Origin of the sequence: Streptomyces sp. SPB074 (genome assembly GCF_000154905.1) — a bacterium.
GTDB lineage: Bacteria > Actinomycetota > Actinomycetes > Streptomycetales > Streptomycetaceae > Streptomyces.
Genome location: NZ_GG770539.1, coordinates 1,391,598 through 1,410,426 on the forward strand (window position 1 = coordinate 1,391,598; position 18,829 = coordinate 1,410,426).

Genomic DNA, 18,829 nt, shown 5'->3' on the forward strand with positions numbered 1-18,829 from the left:
CCAGGACTCCTGCGGGCGGTCGGGCGACTCGACCACGTACATCCACGCGATCTTGTGCCGCAGCAGGGTCAGGAGCGAGGTCAGGGTCTCGCTGGCGCTGGCCTGGGCGAGCGTCTCGTGGAACCAGGCGCCCAGCGAGCGCAGGTCCTCCTCCTGGCCCCGGCGCGCCCGCTCCTGCCCCAGCCTGACGAGGCCGCGCAGCACCTTGAGGTGCGCCTCGGTCCTGCGCTGCGCGGCGCGCGCCGCGCACAGCGGTTCCAGGAGCAGCCGCGTCTCCAGGACGTCCACGGCCTCCTGCGCCCCCGGCTCGGCGACCTGCGCCCCCGCGTGCCGGCGCGTGACCACGAAGCCCTCCGCCTCCAGCGTGCGCAGCGCCTCCCGCACCGGGACCCGCGAGACCCCGTATCTCCGCGCGAGCGATTCCTCCGTGAGCCGGCTCCCCCGCTCGTACACACCCGACACGATGTCGTCCCTGATCGCCGTGCATACCGAGTGCGCGGGAATGCTCATGACCCGACCTCCGCATTCATCACCGCGAATCGCTGCCGTTGAACGTCCGCGAGGTGACTCCATTAGAGCAGTGAGCTTATGAGAACAGCGAAGAATTCAGTACGACAGGGCGCGTCCACCGGATTGTTCCGGGCTTCGATGCGCTGTTTACGGGGGGTTCGGGGTGGAAAGGGCGGGCGAACGCCGGAAGCCCCCGCGGGCGGGCCGGGGGCTTCGGGGAGCGTCGGGGGGACGCGGGGTGGCGCGGGGGTGGGGGTCAGACCTCGACGCCCGTGGCCGCGCAGGTAGGCGAGCGGGTCCATGTCGGAGCCGTACTCGGGACTCGTGCGGGCCTCGAAGTGGAGGTGGGGGCCGGTGACGTTGCCCGTGGCGCCGGAGACGGCGATCTGCTGACCGGCGGTCACGGTCTGCCCGACCGCGACGGTGGCGGCGGTGAGGTGCCCGTACTGCGTGTACGTCCCGTCGTGCATCCGGAGCACGACCTCGTTCCCGTACGCCCCGCCCCAGTCCACCTTGACGACCGTCCCGGCGCCGACGGCGTGGACGCTCGTGCCGCTCGCGGCGTGGAAGTCGATGCCGGTGTGGCTGCCGGAGGACCACAGCGAGCTGCTGGCGTGGTAACCGGTCGAGACGTAGGAGCCGGTGACCGGCGCGACGAAGGTGTTGAGGCGCTTGCGCTCGGCGGCCCGCGCGGCCCGCTCCCGCGCTTCCTTCTTCCGCTCGGCCTCAAGCTTCGCCCGCTCGGCCTGCTTGCTCGCCTCGGCCGCGGCCCTGGCCTCGGCGGCGTCCTGCTCGGCGGCGGAGTGGACGAGGGAGGCCTGCGTGGCGATCTCGCCGGCGACGCTGTCGAAGGCGATGACGCGGGTGAGGCCGGTATCGGGGCCGTCCGGAGCCGCGGCGTGGGCGGGGGCCGCGAGGGTCCCGACGACGGAACCGGTCGTGAGCGCGGCGAGGCCCGCGGCCCTCACCCCGGCACGGGAGGCTGCGGCGGGGCGGCGGTGCCGGCCCGCGGGGCGCGTGAACGCCATGAAGCGGTTGTTCCTTTCCTTCCCTCTCGCCTACCGGGTTAGCTGACGGGTTCGGAGCAGGAAGGTCTCCTACGGCCACCGCGGACGGCGCCCGATTCACCCCATGGGACACATGGGTCCCCGGCTCCCGGGTACGAGCCCCGGAACTCGGCGATGGCTGCCCGCTGCCGCGGTCGCGGCGCATACCCGACGAACAGCCGAGTGACGCTAAGCGGGACAAGACTTCCGCATCAAACGCAACCGCTCCTTTGTTGCCCATGCCACACCCCAGACGGGGCGTCATGCGCCCAATCCGGACATGGTGGCGGGGGCCCGGGGGGGCGGCTCACGGAGCCGAGGTGGAGCGCCGGGGCGGCGGGGGCGGGGCGCGTCGGGGCTGGTGAGTGGTCGGCGGAGTGTGGGGGTCGGGCCGCGCACGTGGTGGCGGGGGCGAAGGGTTCATGCGTGGGGCGGCACGATGAAGGCCGTGTCGGCTCCCGGCAGAAAGCGGAGGACCGACCGGCAGTCGCCGGAGTGAGCGCTTGTGCGGGCACACCTGACGGAGGCTCAGCCACCGACGGGCGAGCGAGCCGGACGGGAAACGGGCGTTCCGGGCTGTAGGTGAGCGGCCGCGTCGGGAAAGGACGGTTCGCGGCCAGGCGCGGGGCGGCACCGTGACGGCCGCGTCGGCGCCCCGGAGAGAGCCGACCGCAGGCCACCGGACCAGCAGGCCACCGGACCACCGGGCCAGTAGGCCGCCGGGCCACCCGGCGAACACCCCGGATCGGACGGGCGCCGCCGCCCTCCCGGCCGCGCCCGTCCCCCGGGGCCTCAGCCCTGCACCACCGTCACTTCCCCGATCCCCAGCTCCCGGACCGGATCGGCGATCTGTGCCGCGTCGCCGACCAGGACCGTCACGAGCCGGTCCGCCGGGAAGGCGTTGACGACGGCGGCCGTGGCCTCGACCGTGCCCGTCTCGGCGAGACGGCGGTAGAAGGCGGCCTGGAAGTCGTCGGGCAGCCGCTGCTCGACCTGGTCGGCGAGCGTCCCCGCGACGGCGGCGGCCGTCTCGTACTTGAGCGGCGCGACGCCCACGAGGTTCTGCTCGGCCGTCTCGCGCTCGGCGTCGGTGAGCCCGCCCGCCGCGAGGTCGCGCAGCACCTTCCACAGGTCCGCGAGCGCGGGCCCGGTGGACTCGGTGTCGACCGAACCGCTGATCGCGAGGAGCGCCGCCCCCGGCGCGAGCCCCGTGCCCCCGGCCGGGCTCCCGGAGCGCAGCACCTGACCGAAGGCGCGCACCCCGTAGGTGTAGCCCTTCTCCTCGCGCAGCACCCGGTCGAGGCGCGAGGTGAGCGTCCCGCCGAGGCAGTAGGTGCCGAGCACCTGCGCCGCCCACACCGGGTCGTGCCGGTCGGGGCCCGTACGGCCGATGAGGAGCTGCGTCTGCACCGAGCCCGGGCGGTCCACGATGTAGACGCGGCCGGTGTCGTCCGAGGTGATCGGGCTCATGGGCGGCGAGGCGGGGGCGGAGCCCTGCCAGGTGCCGAGGCTCTCCGCGAGCAGCGCGTCGAGGTCCGCGCCCGCGAAGTCCCCGACGACGACCACGGTGGCCGTGGCCGGGTGCGCGTGCCGCTCGTAGAGGTCCCGTACGGCCTTCGCGTCGATCGCCTCCACGGTCTCCGCCGTGCCCTGGCGGGGCCGGGAGATGCGGCTGCCGGCCGGGAAGAGCTGCTTGAACAGCTCCTTGGCCGCGCGACGGGCCGGGTTGGCGGCCTCGTGCGGGATCTCGTCCAGCCGGTTGCGCACCAGCCGCTCGATCTCGGTCTCCGCGAAGGCGGGGGCACGCAGCGCCTCGGCGAGCAGGTCGAGCCCCTTGGCGAGACGCGAGACGGGCACTTCGAGGGAGAGGCGGAGACCCGCGTGGTCCGCGTGCGCGTCGAGCGTCGCGCCGCAGCGCTCCAGTTCGGCGGCGTACTCCTCGGCGGAGTGCTTGTCGGTGCCCTCGGTGAAGGCGCGCGCGAGGATCGTACCGAGGCCGTCGAGGCCCTTCGGCTCGGCGTCGAGCGGAACGTCGAGCAGCACCTCCACGGCGACGAGCTGCTGACCGGGGCGCTCGCAGCGCAGCAGGGTCAGGCCATTGGACAGGGTGGAGCGCTCCGGGGCGGGGAAGGCCCAGGGCTTGGCGGGACCCGGCTGGGGGCGCGGGTGGAACTCCATGGTGCTCTGCACGGCGTCACTCACTGCTGCGCCGCCTCCTCGTCCTGGTCGGTGGCCGCTTCCTCGGCGGCGGGGGTCTGCTCAGGCGCGGTGGGCTCGTAGACGAGGACCGCGCGGTTGTCCGGGCGCAGCCGCGCCGCGGCGATCTCGCGCACCTCGTCGGCGGTGATCGTGAGGAGGCGGTCCACCGCGGTGAAGGCGAGCTGCGGGTCGCCGAAGAGCACGGCGTATCGGCACAACTGGTCGGCGCGGCCCGCGACGGTGTCGAGCTGGTCGAGCCATTCGCGCTCCAGCTGGGCCTGGGCGCGCTCCATCTCCTCGGCCGTCGGCCCCTCTTCCGCGAAGCGGGCCAGTTCCTCGTCCACGGCCGCCTCGATCGCCGGGATCTCCACGCCCGCACTCGTCTTGACGTCGAGCCAGCCGAGCGAGGGCGCGCCCGCGAGGCGCAGCAGCCCGAAACCGGCCGCGACGGCCGAACGGTCGCGGCGCACGAGGCGGTTGAAGAGCCGCGAGGACTCGCCGCCGCCGAGGACGGTGAGCGCCACGTCGGCGGCGTCCCCGGCGCGGGTGCCGTCCTCCGGGAGGCGGTAGGCGGCCATGAGCGCGCGCGAGGGCACGTCCTCGCGCACGGTCTCGCGGAGCTGCCCGCCCATCACCTCGGGCAGGGAGCCGTCGCGCGGCGGCTGCTTGCCGTCGTGGCCCGGGATCGAGCCGAAGTACTTCTCGACCCAGGCGAGGGTCTGCTCCGGGTCGATGTCGCCGACGACCGAGAGGACCGCGTTGTTCGGCGCGTAGTACGTGCGGAAGAAGGCGCGGGCGTCCTCCAGGGTCGCCGCGTCGAGGTCCGCCATCGAGCCGATGGGGGTGTGGTGGTAGGGGTGGCCCTCGGGGTAGGCGAGCGCGGTGAGCTTCTCGAAGGCGGTGCCGTAGGGCACGTTGTCGTACCGCTGGCGGCGCTCGTTCTTGACCACCGCGCGCTGGTTGTCCAGGGACTCCAGGTCGAGCGCGGTGAGCAGGGAGCCCATGCGGTCGGCCTCCAGCCACAGCGCGAGCTCCAGCTGGTTGGAGGGCATCGTCTCGAAGTAGTTGGTGCGCTCGAAGCTCGTCGTACCGTTGAGGGAACCGCCGGCGCCCTGGACCAGCTCGAAGTGCCCGTTCCCCTTGACCTGTGCCGAGCCCTGGAACATGAGGTGCTCGAAGAGGTGGGCGAGGCCGGTGCGGCCCGCCACCTCGTGGCGCGAGCCGACGTCGTACCAGAGGCAGACGGCCGCCACCGGGGTCAGGTGGTCCTCGGAGAGGACCACGCGCAGTCCGTTGGCGAGCCGGTGCTCCGTCGCGGTCAGACCGCCGGAGCCGGCCCGCTCGGTGGCCGTGTCACCCATGGGCATGTACATCCCTTCGTGTCGCCGAACCGCTCGTGGCCGCCGCGCGGCGCCGGGGGGCTCGTCGTACAGCTGTTGCGTCGGAATCGTTGTCGGTCGGAATCGCTGCTGTCTCCTCGCGCTGTCACTCTATGCAACCGCACCGACGAGCGGGGAAGTTCCCGCCCCCGGACTTCTTCCCCACGGATCGGCGCATACGGCGCGACTGTGCGGCGCGGGGGCGCGCGGGGTGGTCCGCGCCCGCGCCGCGCGCCGGTCGGGTACGTACCCGCGCGCCGCTCCGGTACGTACGGAGGAGACGGTCCCGGACGGGCCCGGACGCGGTGCCCGCCGCGCTCGGGCACATCCGGCGCACGGGGGAGGACACGCCGGGGCGGACGACTCCGGGTCCGTCCGGGGAGGGACGGGTCCTTCTCCGGACGGAGGGGCCTGCCTCCGCCGGAAGTACCCCACGGGCCCGGCTCCGTGAGACCGCGCGGCGGTCTGCGGACGGGTCGAGGTCGGGACTGTCCGCGCGGCGGTCCACAATGGTCCGCGTCAGTACAGCCGCAGTACAGCCGATGCCGTGACGAGAACGCGAAGGAGCCGCAGCAGCGATGGCCCGCCGCAGCACGAAAACCCCGTCTCGGGGCACCTCCCGGGCCGACGAGGCAGACTTCGAGGAGAGAATCCTCGACATCGACGTCGTCGACGAGATGCAGAGCTCCTACCTGGAGTACGCGTACTCCGTGATCTACTCCCGGGCGCTCCCCGACGCCAGGGACGGGCTCAAGCCGGTGCAGCGACGCATCGTCTACCAGATGAACGAGATGGGTCTGCGGCCCGAGCGCGGTTACGTCAAGTGCGCCCGTGTCGTCGGCGAGGTGATGGGCAAGCTCCACCCGCACGGGGACGCCTCCATCTACGACGCGCTCGTCCGCATGGCGCAGTCCTTCTCCATGCGCGTCCCGCTCGTGGACGGGCACGGCAACTTCGGCTCGCTGGGCAACGACGACCCGCCGGCCGCGATGCGGTACACCGAGTCCCGCATGGCCGACGCGGCGATGCTGATGACGGACTCGATCGACGAGAACACCGTCGATTTCGCGCCCAACTACGACGGCCAGGAGCAGGAGCCGCTCACGCTCCCGGCCGCCTATCCGAACCTGCTGGTCAACGGTGCCTCCGGGATCGCTGTCGGCATGGCGACGAACATGGCCCCGCACAACCTCGGCGAGGTCGTCGCGGCGGCGCGCCACCTGATCCGGTACCCGAACGCGGATCTTGACGCGCTGATGAAGCACGTGCCGGGCCCGGACCTGCCCACCGGTGGCCGCATCGTGGGCCTCGGGGGGATTCGCGACGCGTACGCGAACGGGCGCGGCAGCTTCAAAACCCGTGCCACCGTGACGGTCGAGAACGTGACGGCGCGCCGCAAGGGCCTCGTCGTGACGGAACTGCCGTTCACAGTCGGCCCCGAGAAGGTCATCGCGAAGATCAAGGACCTCGTCGGCTCGAAGAAGCTCCAGGGCATCGCGGACGTCAAGGACCTCACCGACCGCGAGCACGGGCTGCGGCTCGTCATCGAGATCAAGAACGGCTTCGTGCCCGAGGCCGTGCTCGAACAGCTCTACAAGCTGACGCCGATGGAGGAGTCCTTCGGCATCAACAACGTGGCCCTCGTGGACGGTCAGCCGCTCACGCTCGGCCTCAAGGAGATGCTGGAGGTCTACCTCGACCACCGCTTCTCCGTGGTGCGGCGGCGCAGCGAGTTCCGGCGCACGAAGCGCCTGAACCGGCTGCACCTCGTGGAGGGCCTGCTCGTCGCGCTCGTCGACATCGACGAGGTCATCCGCCTCATCCGTTCCAGCGAGAACTCGGCCGAGGCGAAGCAGCGCCTCATCGAGCACTTCTCGCTGAGCGAGACGCAGACGCAGTACATCCTCGACACCCCGCTGCGCCGGCTCACCAAGTTCGACCGGCTTGAACTGGAGTCCGAGCGCGACCGGCTCAACGCCGAGATCGAGGAACTGACCGCGATCCTCGAATCGGACGCCGAGCTGCGCAAGCTCGTCTCCTCCGAACTCGCGGCCGTGGCCAAGAAGCACGGCACCCCGCGCCGTACCGTGCTGCTGGAGTCGGCCGACAGCCCCGTCGCGGCGATCCCGCTCCAGGTCGCGGACGACCCGTGCCGGGTCCTGCTCTCCTCGACCGGTGTCATCGCGCGGACGCCGGGCACCGAGCCGCTTCAGGAGGGCTCGGCCAAGCGCGCCAAGCACGACGTGATCCGCTCGGCGGTGCCCGCGACGGCCCGCGGCGAGGTCGGCGCCGTCACCTCGGCGGGCCGGCTCCTGCGCCTGACGGTCGTGGACCTGCCCCAGCTCGCCGAGGGCGCCGGTCCCGCGCTCGTGGGCGGGGCGCCGGTGGCGGAGTTCCTGCGCCTGGAGGGCGACGAGACGCTGGTCTGCCTGTGCACCCTGGACGAGTCCTCGCCGGGGCTCGCGCTCGGTACGGCGCAAGGCGTCGTGAAGCGCGTCGTGCCCGACTACCCGGCCAACCGCGAGGAGCTGGAGGTCATCACCCTGCGCGAGGGCGACCGGATCGTCGGCGCCGCCGAACTGCGCACGGGTGAGGAGGACCTCGTCTTCATCACCGACGACGCGCAACTGCTGCGCTTCCCGGCGTCGGCGGTACGTGCCCAGGGCCGCCCGGCGGGCGGGGTCGCCGGGGTCAAGCTCACCGAGGGCGCGAAGGTCCTCTCCTTCGACGTGGTCGACCCGGCGGTCGACGCGGCCGTCTTCACGGTGGCCGGCTCGCGCGGCACCCTGGACGACTCGGTGCAGACGACGGCCAAGCTCACCCCGTTCGACCAGTTCCCGCGCAAGGGCCGGGCCACCGGCGGGGTGCGCTGCCAGCGCTTCCTCAAGGGCGAGGACTGCCTCAGCTTCGCCTGGGCGGGGCCGGTCCCGGCCCGCGCCGCCCAGCGCAACGGAGCCCCGGCCACGCTTCCCGAGCCCGACCCGCGTCGCGACGGCTCCGGTGTCTCGCTCGACAAGCCCGTCGCCGCGGTGGCGGGACCGGCCTGACCGGAGGCCGCCACCGGCGGGCCGTGCGCGTCATGCCACGCGCACGGGCCCGCGGGTGGGCGGCCGAGGGCCGCGGGCCCCGGCTAGTACTCCAGCAGCGGTTCGTGTCCTGAGCTGGTCTTTGTCGTTCTCCTGGTATGAGGGAGCTGGGTGAAGTAGCTGTATGGTCCGCGGAGTTGGAGGCTGTGTTCGCTCGGGTCGCGGGTCGGTTTGCTCGGGCGGATCTGCGGTGGCGGATGCGGGATTACGTTCGGGGTCTGCTGGCTCGTGTGGCGCGTAAGAACGGCTGGCAGCTCGCGGAGTGGGCGGGGCACCGTAGTCCTGACGGGTTCCAGCGGCTGCTGAACTCCAGCGTCTGGGATGCGGACGCGGTGCGGGACGATGTCCGCGAGTATGTGGCCGAGGTGCTCGGTGATGACGGGGTCCTGATCATCGATGACACCGGTTTCATCAAGAAGGGGATCACGTCGGCGGGTGTGGGCAGGCAGTACACCGGCACCTCGGGCAAGATCGACAATTGTCAGGTCGGGGTCTTCGCCGCCTACGCCACGTCTCGCGGACGTGCCCTGGTCGACCGGGAGCTGTATCTCCCGAAGGCGTGGACAGGGGATCGGGAACGCTGCCGGGCGGCGAAGGTTCCCGACGAGCGGGAGTTCGCGACCAAGGGTGAACTCGCGAGGGCGATGGTTACCCGGACGCTGGCCGCCGGTCTGCCGGCGCGGTGGGTGACGGCGGACGAGGCCTATGGGCAGGACTGGAAGTTCCGCCGCCTGCTGGAGGAACTCGATGTCGGTTACGTCGTCGCTGTTCCGAAGTCTCAGCAGGTCAAGAGCTTGACGGGGTTCTGGCGGATCGACGAGCTCATCGCCCAGGCGCCCCAGGATGCCTGGCAGCGGCTGTCCTGCGGCAACGGGGCCAAGGGCCCCAGGGTCTACGACTGGGCGAGCGCGAGACTGCCGTCGATCGCCCTCTTCGACGGCGACGAGTCAGCCCACCACCGATGGGTGCTGGCCCGGCGCAGCGTGGCACGGCCCGAGGAGACCGCCTACTACTTCGCCTACGCGCCCACGAGCACCACTGTCGCCGACCTGGTGCGGGCGGCCGGCACACGCTGGGCGATCGAGGAATGCTTCCAGGCGGCGAAGAACGAGTGCGGCCTGGACGAGTACGAGGTCCGCCGCTACGTCGGCTGGTACCGGCACATCACCCTGGCCATGCTCGCCCACGCCGTCCTGACCTCACTCGCAGCCCAAGCCGCCGACGAGCCCGAAAAAGGGGGCTTTGGAAACGAACCTCTCTCGCCCCGCTCACCGTGGCAGAAATCAGACGCCTCCTGGACACTCTCCTTCCCCGCCCCCGACCCCACCCCGACCCAGTCACCCACGCACTGAAGTGGTCAGCCTGGAGAAGACACCACCAAGCCACCGCCCGCCGCTGCCACTACCAAAAACGCAGCTCAGGACACGAACCGCTGCTGGAGTACTAGAACGCGAGCCCGGCCCGGGACTCGGCTCCGGGGTCGGGGTCGGGGTCGCGCTCGTGCGGGGGCTCGGGCTCGTGCTCGGGCCCTGTGCCGTCGCCGAGGTCCGCCTCCGGGTCCCGTACGTACCGCAGCACGCCCCACATGCGGCGCTGACCGTCCGCGTCCGCTCCCCCGGCGAGCGTCAACGCGTCGGGCGCGGCGGCCAGTTCCTCCTCGCGGCAGGCATCGAGCGCGGCGGCGACGCGGCCGGCGTCGATCCCCGCGCCGATGAGCACGAGCTCGGTACGGCGGGGCGCGCCCTCGGGCCAGGGCTCGGGGACGAAGCCGAGGAAGCGGCCCACGGTGTGCACACCGTAGCGGTGGAGCGGATCGGCGGCGCCGAAGTCCACGTATCCCTTGATCCGGTAGAGGCCGTCGGGGCGCCCTTCCAGGAAGGACATGAGCCGGACGGGGTCGAGCGGCGTCTCGTAGCTCCGCGCCACGCTCTCGTATCCCTCGTGCAGGTGCGGGGCGGGCTCCTCCTCGGCGCGCAGGTCGTCGAAGGAGAGCTGTCCGCGCCGCTCGGTGACGGGGCGGCGGTCGAAGAGCAGTTCCGGGTCAAGGCGTCCGTGCGTGACGGGCACGACGGCCGCACCGCGCGCCAGGCAGCGGACCTCGGCGAGCAGGGCCGCGCGTTCGGCGCCGGTGATCCGGTCGGTCTTGTTGAGGACGACGAGGTCGGCGACCGCGAGCCGGGTGCCCAGCCCCGGGTGGCGGGCGCGGGTCGCCGGGAACTCGGCCGCGTCGACGACCTCCACCAGCCCGCCGTAGACGAGTCGCGGATTGTCCCCGGCGAGGACCATCCGGACCAGCTCGGCCGGCTCCGCGAGGCCGCTCGCCTCGATGACGACGAGGTCGACACGCAGCCCGGGCGCGGTGAGCCGGGCGAGCTGTTCGTCCAGTTCGCTCACATCGACGGCGCAGCACAGGCAGCCGTTCCCGAGCGAGACCGTCGAGCCCGCCTGGCCGGCGACGGCCATCGCGTCGATCTCGATGCTGCCGAAGTCGTTGACGAGCACCGCGATCCGGCTGCCCCGGCTGCTGTGGAGCAGGTGGTTGAGCACCGTGGTCTTCCCGGCCCCGAGGAACCCGGACAGCACCACGACAGGAATCTGCCGCGCGGCGGCACCTTCTGATTCTTCCGCTGTCACCGCCCCAGCCTACGAAGTCGCGGCCGGACGTTTCCCGCACGCCCCGCACGCCCCGCGCTCACCACGTCCGGCCCGCACCGGCGGCGACCGCGCACGCTGCCCGGCGCGCTGCCGTCGCTCCACGACCGGGCCCGGCGCGCCGCCCCGCAGGGCGTGCGCCGCGCCGGTTCAGCGCGGCGCCTGGCCCGTGGAGCCGCGCACCACCAGCTCCGGCTCGAACAGCAGTTCCTCGACCGTCGCCGTCGCCCCCGCGATCTGCACCGCGAGCAGATCCACCGCGGCCCGCCCCATCGCCTCGATGGGCTGGCGCACGGTCGTGAGCGGCGGCTCCGTGCAGTTCATGAACGCGGAGTCGTCGAAACCGACCACGGACACCTCGCCGGGCACCGACAGCCCGCGCCGCTTCGCCGCGCGGACGACCCCGAGCGCGTAGGGGTCGCTCGCGCACACGAAGCCGGTCACCCCCTGGTCGAGGAGCCGGGCCGCCGCGGCCTGCCCGCCCTCCAGCGAGAACATCGCCCGGACCACGTGCGCCTCGGGCAGCTCGCGGCCCTCCGCCGCGGCGAGCTGCCGGGCGGCGGCGAGCTTGCGCTGCGAGGGGACGTGGTCGGCCGGGCCGAGGACCAGACCGATGCGCTCGTGGCCGAGCGAGGACAGGTGGCGCCACGCCTGCTCGACCGCGACGGCGTCGTCGCAGGAGACGCCGGGGAAGCCGAGCTGCTCGATCGCCGCGTTGATGAGCACGACCGGAATCCGGCGCTCCGCGAGCCTGCGGTAGTGGTCGTGCGGCGCCTCGGCCTGCGCGTACAGCCCACCCGCGAAGACCACGCCGGAGACCTGCTGCTGGAGGAGGAGATCGACGTAGTCGGCCTCGGAGACGCCCCCCTTGGTCTGCGTGCAGAGCACGGGCGTGAGGCCCTGCTGCGCGAGCGCCCCGCCGATGACCTCGGCGAAGGCCGGGAAGATCGGGTTCTGCAACTCGGGCAGGACGAGGCCGACGAGCCGGGCCCGCTCTCCGCGCAACTGCGTGGGCCGCTCGTAACCGAGCACGTCGAGCGCCGAGAGCACCGCTTGGCGCGTGTTTTCGGACACCCCCGGCTTCCCGTTGAGGACTCGGCTGACCGTGGCCTCGCTGACTCCGACCTTCTGGGCCACTTGGGCTAGTCGACGTGTCATGGCCGAAAGATTAGCGCAAGAGCCGCAAGCGGTTTGCGGGGATACTGAAAATTACGCCGCCGACTTCCGCCGGATTCTGCTCGTCCTGCCGCGTCCGCCGCGCACGAATGTCACCACGGCCGCCGCGCACGCCTGTCACCTGTCACCTGTCACCGCGCCCGCGCGCACGCCTGTCGCTACGGCTCGCGCGCGCCTGTCACCGCGCCCGCCCCGCGCGCCCGTCACCGGGGCGGCAGCGCTCGTGGTGCGGCGGGCGAGGCGCGACCGCGTTCCGGTGCGGTTAGGCTCACCTTCGTGAGTATGTGTGCCAATGCCTCGCGTGTCCTCGACGAGCCCGTCGCCGGTACGGCGGCCACCGCCCGCACCTGGCTCCTCGTGGAACAGCCGGGCCCCTGGGGCGCCAAGGCACTGACCTCCAGCCGCCTCGATCCCGGTCTCGGGCGACGGCTGGAGGAGGCCGCGCGGGGCACCGGGGTGCGTCTCGGTCTCATCCGCCGCCCCGGTCGCACGGAGCCCGCGACCACCCGCCGGGTCTTGGCCGCGCACGTCGTGCCCGGGCAGGGCTGGGTGCACGAGGCAAGGATCGAGGACCCGGAACAGCTCCTGAGCCTGAACCTCAAGGAACTGGGCGGCGGGACGGCAGCTTCCTTCACCGGCCGGGCCGGCGGCCTCGGCGGCACCCCGTACACCGGCGCCCCGCTCGTCTGCGTCTGCGCCAACGGCAAGCGGGACCGCTGCTGCGCGCTCCTCGGCCGCCCCCTCGCGGCGGAGCTGAGCGCGGCCGACACCGAAGGCGTCTGGGAGGTGACGCACCTCGGCGGTCACCGCTTCTCCCCCACCCTGCTCGTCCTCCCGTACGGCTACGCCTACGGTCGCGCCGACGCCGCGCTCGCGCGGGCTGCCCAGCGCGCCGCCGCTTCGGGGCGCGTGCTCCTCGACGGCTGCCGGGGCCGCTCCTCGTGGGAACGCCCCGAGCAGGCGGCCGAACTGACGGTACGTGCGGAGACGGGCGAGGAACGGGCGGAGGTCCTGACCGCGTGCGGCCTGCCGCCGGGCGAGGACCCCGCGCTGCGTCGCGTCCGCGTCGCACACGCCGACGGCCGCCGTTGGACGGCCGACGTGCTGCGTACGGCCACCGGCGAGGCACGCCCGGAGAGCTGCGGCGCGGCCCTCGGCCTCCCGGCCCGCTTCGAGGTCGTGCGGCTGACGGCCGAAGCCCCCGCCGCAGGCTGAACACGCCTACGGGGCGCCTCCCCACGAAGGAGAGAACGCCCCGTACCCGTACCTCGCGCGGCCCGGACCGGGCGGGGCAGCGGCTCACCGCCGCAGCGGCCGCCACCCGGACGCGGCCTGACAGCGCATGGGGCTCAGACCGCTCCCGCGCCGGTGAGGGAACGGACCTCGGTCTCGGCGTGCTTCGCCTCGTCCGGCGTCTCCTTGGACGTGATCGTCCCGATCCAGCCGAAGAGGAAGCCGAGCGGGATGGAGACGAGCCCCGGGTTCTCCAGCGGGAAGACGTGGAAGTCGACGCCGGAGACGATGGAGTCGGGGCCGCCGGAGACGACGGGCGAGAAGAGCACGAGCAGCAGCGCGGGCGCGAGCCCGCCGTAGACGGACCAGGCCCCGCCCCGCACGGTGAACCGGCGCCAGAAGAGCGAGTAGAGCAGGATCGGCAGGTTCGCCGAGGCCGCGACCGCGAAGGCGAGGCCCACCAGGAAGGCGACGTTCAGATCGCTCACGAGCAGGCTCAGCACGATCGCGAGCACGCCGATACCGGCTGCGGCGAGCCTCGCCACCGCGACCTCGCTGCGCTGCTTGCGTCCGGGGCGGTGCAGCGTCGCGTAGAGGTCGTGGGCGACGGAAGCGGAGGACGCGAGCGTGATGCCCGCGACGACGGCGAGGATCGTGGCGAAGGCGACCGCGGCGAGCACGGCGAAGAGCACCGTGCCTCCCGTGGAGTTCTCGCCCCCGCCGAGGTCGAGGGCGAGCAGCGGGATCGCCGTGTTCCCCGCCGCGTTGGACCGCCGCACCTCGTCCGAGCCGACGAGCGCCGCGGCACCGAAGCCCAGCACGATCGTCATGAGGTAGAAGGCCCCGATGAGGCCGATCGACCACACCACCGATCGCCGCGCGGCGCGCGCGGTCGGCACGGTGTAGAAGCGCGACAGGATGTGCGGCAGGCCCGCCGTGCCGAGGACGAGAGCAAGACCGAGGCTGATGAAGTCGAAGCGGGAGGTCCAGTCCCCGCCGTACTGGAGGCCCGGCTTGAGGAAGTCCATGCCGTGTCCGCTGCGTTCGGCGGCGCTCTTGAGGAGCTGGTTCACGTCGCCGTGGAAGCGGAGCAGGACGAGGACGGTCAGGGTGATCGCCCCGGCCATCAGGAGCACCGCCTTGACGATCTGAATCCACGTCGTGGCCCGCATCCCGCCGAAGGAGACGTAGATGATCATGAGCGCGCCCACGCCGATGACGGTCCACACCCGTGCCGCGCCACTCGTGCCGCCGAGGAGCAGGGCCACCAGGGAGCCCGCGCCGACCATCTGCGCAACCAGGTAGAGCACCGAGACGGTGACCGAGGCGGACCCCGTCGCGACCCGCAGCCGGGGCGCGCTCATCCGCGCGGCCACCACGTCCGCCAGGGTGAACCGGCCGCAGTTGCGCACCAGTTCGGCGACGAGCAGCAGGACGACGAGCCAGGCGACGAGGAAGCCGACCGAGTAGAGCAGCCCGTCGTACCCGACGAGGGCGATGAGGCCCGCGATGCCCAGGAACGAGGCGGCGGACATGTAGTCGCCCGCGATGGCGAATCCGTTCTCCATCGGCGTGAAGAGCCGCCCGCCGGCGTAGAACTCCTCGGCGGAGCCGTGCCTGTTGCGGCTGACCCAGGTCGTGATGCCCAGAGTGACCACTACGAAGGCGCTGAACAGCACCAGCGCCAGAGTCTCGTGGTTGCTGCTCAACGCCGCACTCCTCGCGTCATCTCCTGTGTGTCCCAGCGCAGTTCGAGCGCCGCCCGGTCCCGGCGAAGCCTGGCGTGACGGGCGTAGGCCCACGTCAGCAGGAAGGTGGTGAGGAACTGCGCGAGTCCCGCCACCATCGCGATGTTGATGACCCCGGCGACCGGCCGGCCCATCAGGTCCGGCGCCATCGTCGCGGCGACCACGTAGGCGACGTACCAGAGGAAGAACGCCGCCGCCGCCGGGAAGGCGAAGCTGCGATACCGGCGACGCACTTCCTGGAAAGCGGGGCTGTGCTGCACCTCCAGGTAGACGTCCGCCGCCCGACGGGCCGGCTCCGGCTCGGAGGCGGGTGCGGGAACGGTGGGTGCCGGGGCTCTGGCCCCGTCCGTTCCGTTCCAGCCGGAGGCGAGGGAATCCCGCCAGGGGTCGTCGAGCCGGACCTGTCCGGCTTCACGACCATCGTGCTTTTCCACCGAACTCTCCTTGTCCGCGGCGAGCTGAGCCGCGAGCACAAGAATGAGCAGTGCGGAAAGACCCGAGGCGCCCAGGACCGGAAATTTCACCCTTTCAGGTGAGAGCGGAACCCGGTGGCGTAACCATCCCGTGCAGATAGGCATATCGGACAGCCTGTGCGCGATCACGAAGGCCCGCTTTGGCGAACAGATTGTTGATGTGGGTCTTCACCGTGGCGGCGGACACATGGAGCGCACGTGCGATGTCCGCGTTGCTCAGCCCCTGCGCGATGAGCACCAGCACCTCAACCTCCCGCGCCGTCAGCCCGTCCGGCGGCACAGTTCCGGCCCCGTCCTTCTGAAGGCCCCGTGGCCGCGACGCCGCTGCTCCTGACGCCGCGCCCCGGTCGGCGCCCGCGGTGTCCTCCCCCGACCGGCCCGGCGCCGCCCGGCCCCGCTCGTCGGCCGGGCCCTCGCCCGCGATCCGGTCGAGAAGGCGCCGCTGAATCCCCGGCGCGAGCCCCGCCTCGCCCGACAGCACGTCCTCGATGGCCCGCACGATCTCCGCGCCCCCGGCGTCCTTGGTGAGATACCCCCTGGCCCCCGCGCGCAGGGCCGGGAAGAGGTCCTGGTCGTCCGCGTACGTGGTGAGGACGACCACTTGTGTCCCCGGGTGCTCCGCCCGGATTCTGTGCGTCGCCTCCACCCCGTCGCACCGCGGCATCCGCAGGTCCATGAGGACCACGTCGGGGCCGAGCTCCCCCACGAGGCGCACCGCTTCCTCGCCGTCCCGCGCCGAGCCCACCACCTCGATCCCCGGCAGCAGGCCGAGCAGCATCACGATGCCCTCACGGACCACCGACTGGTCGTCGGCGACCACCACCCGCGCGCTCACGCCGGCACCTTGAGTCGCACCACGAACCCTTCCTCACCATCCCCAGGCGGTCCTGCCGACAGCGTGCCGCCCAGCAGTTCGGCCCGCTCCCGCATCCCCCGGACACCGTAGCCGCTGCCCGTACCCGCCAGGTCCGCCCCGCCGACGCTCTCCGCCGCCATCTCCCCCGTCCCCACGCCGCCTTCCGCCCCCGCGCCATCTCCCCGGCCGCCCGCACTCCGCGCACGCACGGCTCCCGCCGCTCCACCTGTCTTACCGGCCGTCGCCTTCTCCCGCCCGGCAGCTCCTTCGACACGTCCGGTCGGCTCGCCCCGCGCGCTCGCCTCGAAGTACCCGTCCCCTTCGCCCCGCCGGTCCGCGTCGTCGGTCCCGCCCGGTCCCGTGCCGGTGAAGTCCTCCACCGCGTGGGTCGCGCCGGTCACGAAACGTCCGCCGCTCCCGCTCCGTGCCGCGCGTTCGCCCCACGCCTGCCTTCCGGGCCCGTTGCGCACCTCCAGTTCGATGGTCTCCGGACCGTAGACGAGGCGCAGTCGTGGTCGCGCGCCCGGCGCGTGCTTGCGCACATTGGTCACGGCCTCCTGAGCGACCCTCCGCAGGGTCTGTCCCGCCTCCGCCGCGACCGGTCGCGCCTCGCCCTCCACCCGCAGCACCGTGCCCTCTCGCGCGGCCAGCTCGGCGAGCGCCTCGGCCACGGGTGCCATGTCGCCGCGCAGAGCGGAGAGCGCCTGCCGGGTCTCCTCCAGCCCCTCCCGGGCCATCGCCCGCGCCGCCACCACCCGGTCCATGATCTGCCCGCGGTCCGCGCCCTGTTCGAGCTGGATTCTCGCCGCCTCCAGGTGCACGAGCTGTGCCGAGAGGCTGTGGGCGAGCACGTCGTGTATCTCTCTGGCGATCCTGGCCCGCTCCGCCAGCGCGGCGGACTCCGCTCGCGCCGCCTGACTCGACCGCTCCTCGATGAGCAGGCGGTGCGCCGCTCCCCGTGCCTCCGCGTCGAGGCGCATCACGAGCCCCGCCATGAAGAGGCCGCCACAGGTGCCCAGCGTCGCGATCCAGTTGTCCCGGTCCGTCGTGAAGTACGCCCCGAGCCCCAGCACCGCCGCCGCAGCACCCCAGCCCAGCGGCAGCCGCTCCAGCGCGATGACGGCGGCCAGGCACCAGACGACGGAGGAGAGGAGGTGCCAGCCGAGACCCCAGGCCCCTGCGCCCGAGAGCAGGAGGGCGGCCATGCAGGGGACGGCGGACCGGAGGTGATGTTCCCGGGTCACCCGGAAGAACCGTCGCAAGGCGGCGATCGCGAGGCTAAGCAGCACGAGCCCGCCGATCACCCGGGCCGGCCCGGCGTGCGGGTTCAGAGCGTGGCTGACCCATACGAGGAAGCAGAGCAGCGCGAACCGGACACCCCGGTTCGCGGCGGCCCGGGCCTGGCTCTCCACCCGGCGGCGGCTCTCCCGCGAGAGTGCCTCGCGCGAGGGCCAGGCCGACCAGAGGTCCTTCCTCATACACGGTCCTTCGAGCGGGATGCGCGGTCGTTCCCGCGGACCCTCTTCGGGGCCGCGGAACCCTCACCGTACGTCGGTCCGAGAAGAGCGGCCCGGCGGTTGAGGAGGAGCCCGCGTGCGAGGAAGGTGGCCGCCAGCCCCAGGAGGAGGACGGGTGCGTGCTGCGCTATCCCGAGCGAGGAGCCCACGCCGTAGAGCGCGACGCGCACCAGGATGCCGCCGCACCACACGACACCGGCCGCCTTCGAGCCGGCGGACCACACGCTCCCGTCGGCCGCCCGCCAGACCCGTGAGGTCCAGGCCCAGGCGGCGCCGGTGAGCAGTCCGGCGAGCACGTTGAGCAGCAGGAGGGCGACCGCCGCCGAAGAGTGCGCGTGGTCGACGAGGCCCGGCTCGCGCAGGGCGACGACGGCGAGGATGCCGGGCAGGAGCCACCAGCGCCGACGGTTGTCGACGCGCTGAGCCCGGAACAGCCTGAATGCGATGAGGGCGACTGCCGCCGCGACGAGCAGGATCTCCAGAGCCCCGGACATGTGTGCCTCCGTAGGTCGGGGTGTCTCGGACACCATCGAAACTACGGAAGGCGCCTGGTCAGGGCATCGGAGCCAGGGTGGAAAACGGATGGATCTTGTTTCTCCACCCCAGGGTGGAGAAACGGGAAGATCCGGAGTGCCGGGGTGGAGAAACGAAGCCCCGCTGACTCCGGGAGGCGCTGCGGGCGGGAGCGCGCAGAACCCGCCGCCGCAGGCGGGAGGAGGGGTGGCCACACGCCGCAGGCCCGGTCCGAAGCCGGCAGCCCGCCGCGCCTTCGCCCGGTGGCCGGTGAGCCATCGCACGCGCGACCCGCCACCGTTGGCTCACCATGCGGCCGGAGGCGGGCGGACCGCCGCGCCCGCCCGTCCGCCGGGTCTGCCCACCCGCCGCGGCCCTCCACCCGCTGGGGGGTCCTCCGCCCGAGGCCGAGGCCCCCCACTCCCCTCTCCGAAACCCCCT

Annotated in this window: 13 protein-coding genes, 1 pseudogene and 1 riboswitch; of the genes and pseudogenes, 3 read left to right on the forward strand and 11 right to left on the reverse strand. The window is 72.7% G+C overall.

All coding sequences use genetic code 11. The features are described from left to right. From SSBG_RS05600 to SSBG_RS05615, 4 genes and pseudogenes are all read right to left on the reverse strand, one after another. The coding region (locus tag SSBG_RS05600; RefSeq protein ID WP_037869021.1) for a GntR family transcriptional regulator at positions 1-510 on the reverse strand (510 nt) is incomplete at its 3' end. A gap of 269 nt (positions 511-779) precedes the next feature. After that, positions 780-1,538 (reverse strand): annotated as a pseudogene (locus tag SSBG_RS05605) (M23 family metallopeptidase); the annotation flags it as partial. 12 nt (positions 1,539-1,550) lie between these two features. Next, positions 1,551-1,701, reverse strand: a riboswitch (cyclic di-AMP (ydaO/yuaA leader). Between the two features lie 647 nt (positions 1,702-2,348). Continuing rightward, on the reverse strand, positions 2,349-3,734 hold the full coding sequence (locus SSBG_RS05610; protein WP_199781434.1) for a M16 family metallopeptidase: 1,386 nt from the start codon (positions 3,732-3,734) through the stop codon (positions 2,349-2,351). Between the two features lie 20 nt (positions 3,735-3,754). Then, entirely contained in the window at positions 3,755-5,128 is a 1,374-nt protein-coding gene (locus SSBG_RS05615; RefSeq protein ID WP_008745234.1) for a M16 family metallopeptidase, read from the reverse strand. 584 nt (positions 5,129-5,712) lie between these two features. On the opposite strand from SSBG_RS05615, the gene SSBG_RS05620 reads away from it, so the two are divergent. Continuing rightward, positions 5,713-8,181: a DNA gyrase/topoisomerase IV subunit A gene (locus tag SSBG_RS05620; protein ID WP_008745235.1), complete on the forward strand. Its 2,469-nt coding sequence runs from the start codon at positions 5,713-5,715 to the stop codon at positions 8,179-8,181. A 137-nt stretch (positions 8,182-8,318) separates the two neighbouring features. Continuing rightward, the gene (locus tag SSBG_RS05625) at positions 8,319-9,572 is read left to right on the forward strand and encodes an IS701 family transposase (protein ID WP_037869003.1); all 1,254 of its coding nucleotides are present in this window, start codon (positions 8,319-8,321) and stop codon (positions 9,570-9,572) included. A 91-nt stretch (positions 9,573-9,663) separates the two neighbouring features. Here SSBG_RS05625 and SSBG_RS05630 read toward each other — a convergent pair whose 3' ends face one another. Beyond that, positions 9,664-10,854, reverse strand: coding sequence for a CobW family GTP-binding protein (locus SSBG_RS05630; RefSeq protein ID WP_234010388.1), 1,191 nt, complete (start codon positions 10,852-10,854; stop codon positions 9,664-9,666). Between the two features lie 168 nt (positions 10,855-11,022). Beyond that, positions 11,023-12,030, reverse strand: coding sequence for a LacI family DNA-binding transcriptional regulator (locus tag SSBG_RS05635; protein WP_008745237.1), 1,008 nt, complete (start codon positions 12,028-12,030; stop codon positions 11,023-11,025). Positions 12,031-12,324: 294 nt separating this feature from the next. Between SSBG_RS05635 and SSBG_RS05640 the strand changes: the two genes are divergently transcribed. Next, positions 12,325-13,263 carry a sucrase ferredoxin gene (locus tag SSBG_RS05640; protein WP_008745238.1) on the forward strand — a complete coding sequence of 313 codons (939 nt, stop codon included), beginning with the start codon at positions 12,325-12,327 and terminating at the stop codon, positions 13,261-13,263. Positions 13,264-13,397: 134 nt separating this feature from the next. On the opposite strand, the gene SSBG_RS05645 is transcribed toward SSBG_RS05640, so the two are convergent. Genes SSBG_RS05645 through SSBG_RS05665 form a run of 5 tightly spaced genes read right to left on the reverse strand, consistent with a single transcriptional unit; the run spans position 13,398 to position 18,369 of the window. After that, positions 13,398-14,990, reverse strand: coding sequence for a solute symporter family protein (locus tag SSBG_RS05645; RefSeq protein WP_008745239.1), 1,593 nt, complete (start codon positions 14,988-14,990; stop codon positions 13,398-13,400). After that, positions 14,987-15,502, reverse strand: coding sequence for a DUF485 domain-containing protein (locus tag SSBG_RS05650; protein ID WP_037871148.1), 516 nt, complete (start codon positions 15,500-15,502; stop codon positions 14,987-14,989). The genes SSBG_RS05645 and SSBG_RS05650 overlap by 4 nt, the downstream gene beginning before the upstream one ends. 55 nt (positions 15,503-15,557) lie before the next feature. After that, on the reverse strand, positions 15,558-16,337 hold the full coding sequence (locus SSBG_RS05655) for a response regulator transcription factor (protein WP_008745241.1): 780 nt from the start codon (positions 16,335-16,337) through the stop codon (positions 15,558-15,560). Further along, a complete protein-coding gene (locus SSBG_RS05660; protein ID WP_008745242.1) occupies positions 16,334-17,836 on the reverse strand; it encodes a histidine kinase in 1,503 nt (500 codons plus the stop codon). Before SSBG_RS05660 ends, SSBG_RS05655 begins: the two co-directional genes overlap by 4 nt. Next, a complete protein-coding gene (locus SSBG_RS05665; RefSeq protein ID WP_008745243.1) occupies positions 17,833-18,369 on the reverse strand; it encodes a DUF1453 family protein in 537 nt (178 codons plus the stop codon). Before SSBG_RS05665 ends, SSBG_RS05660 begins: the two co-directional genes overlap by 4 nt. Positions 18,370-18,829: the final 460 nt, after the last annotated feature.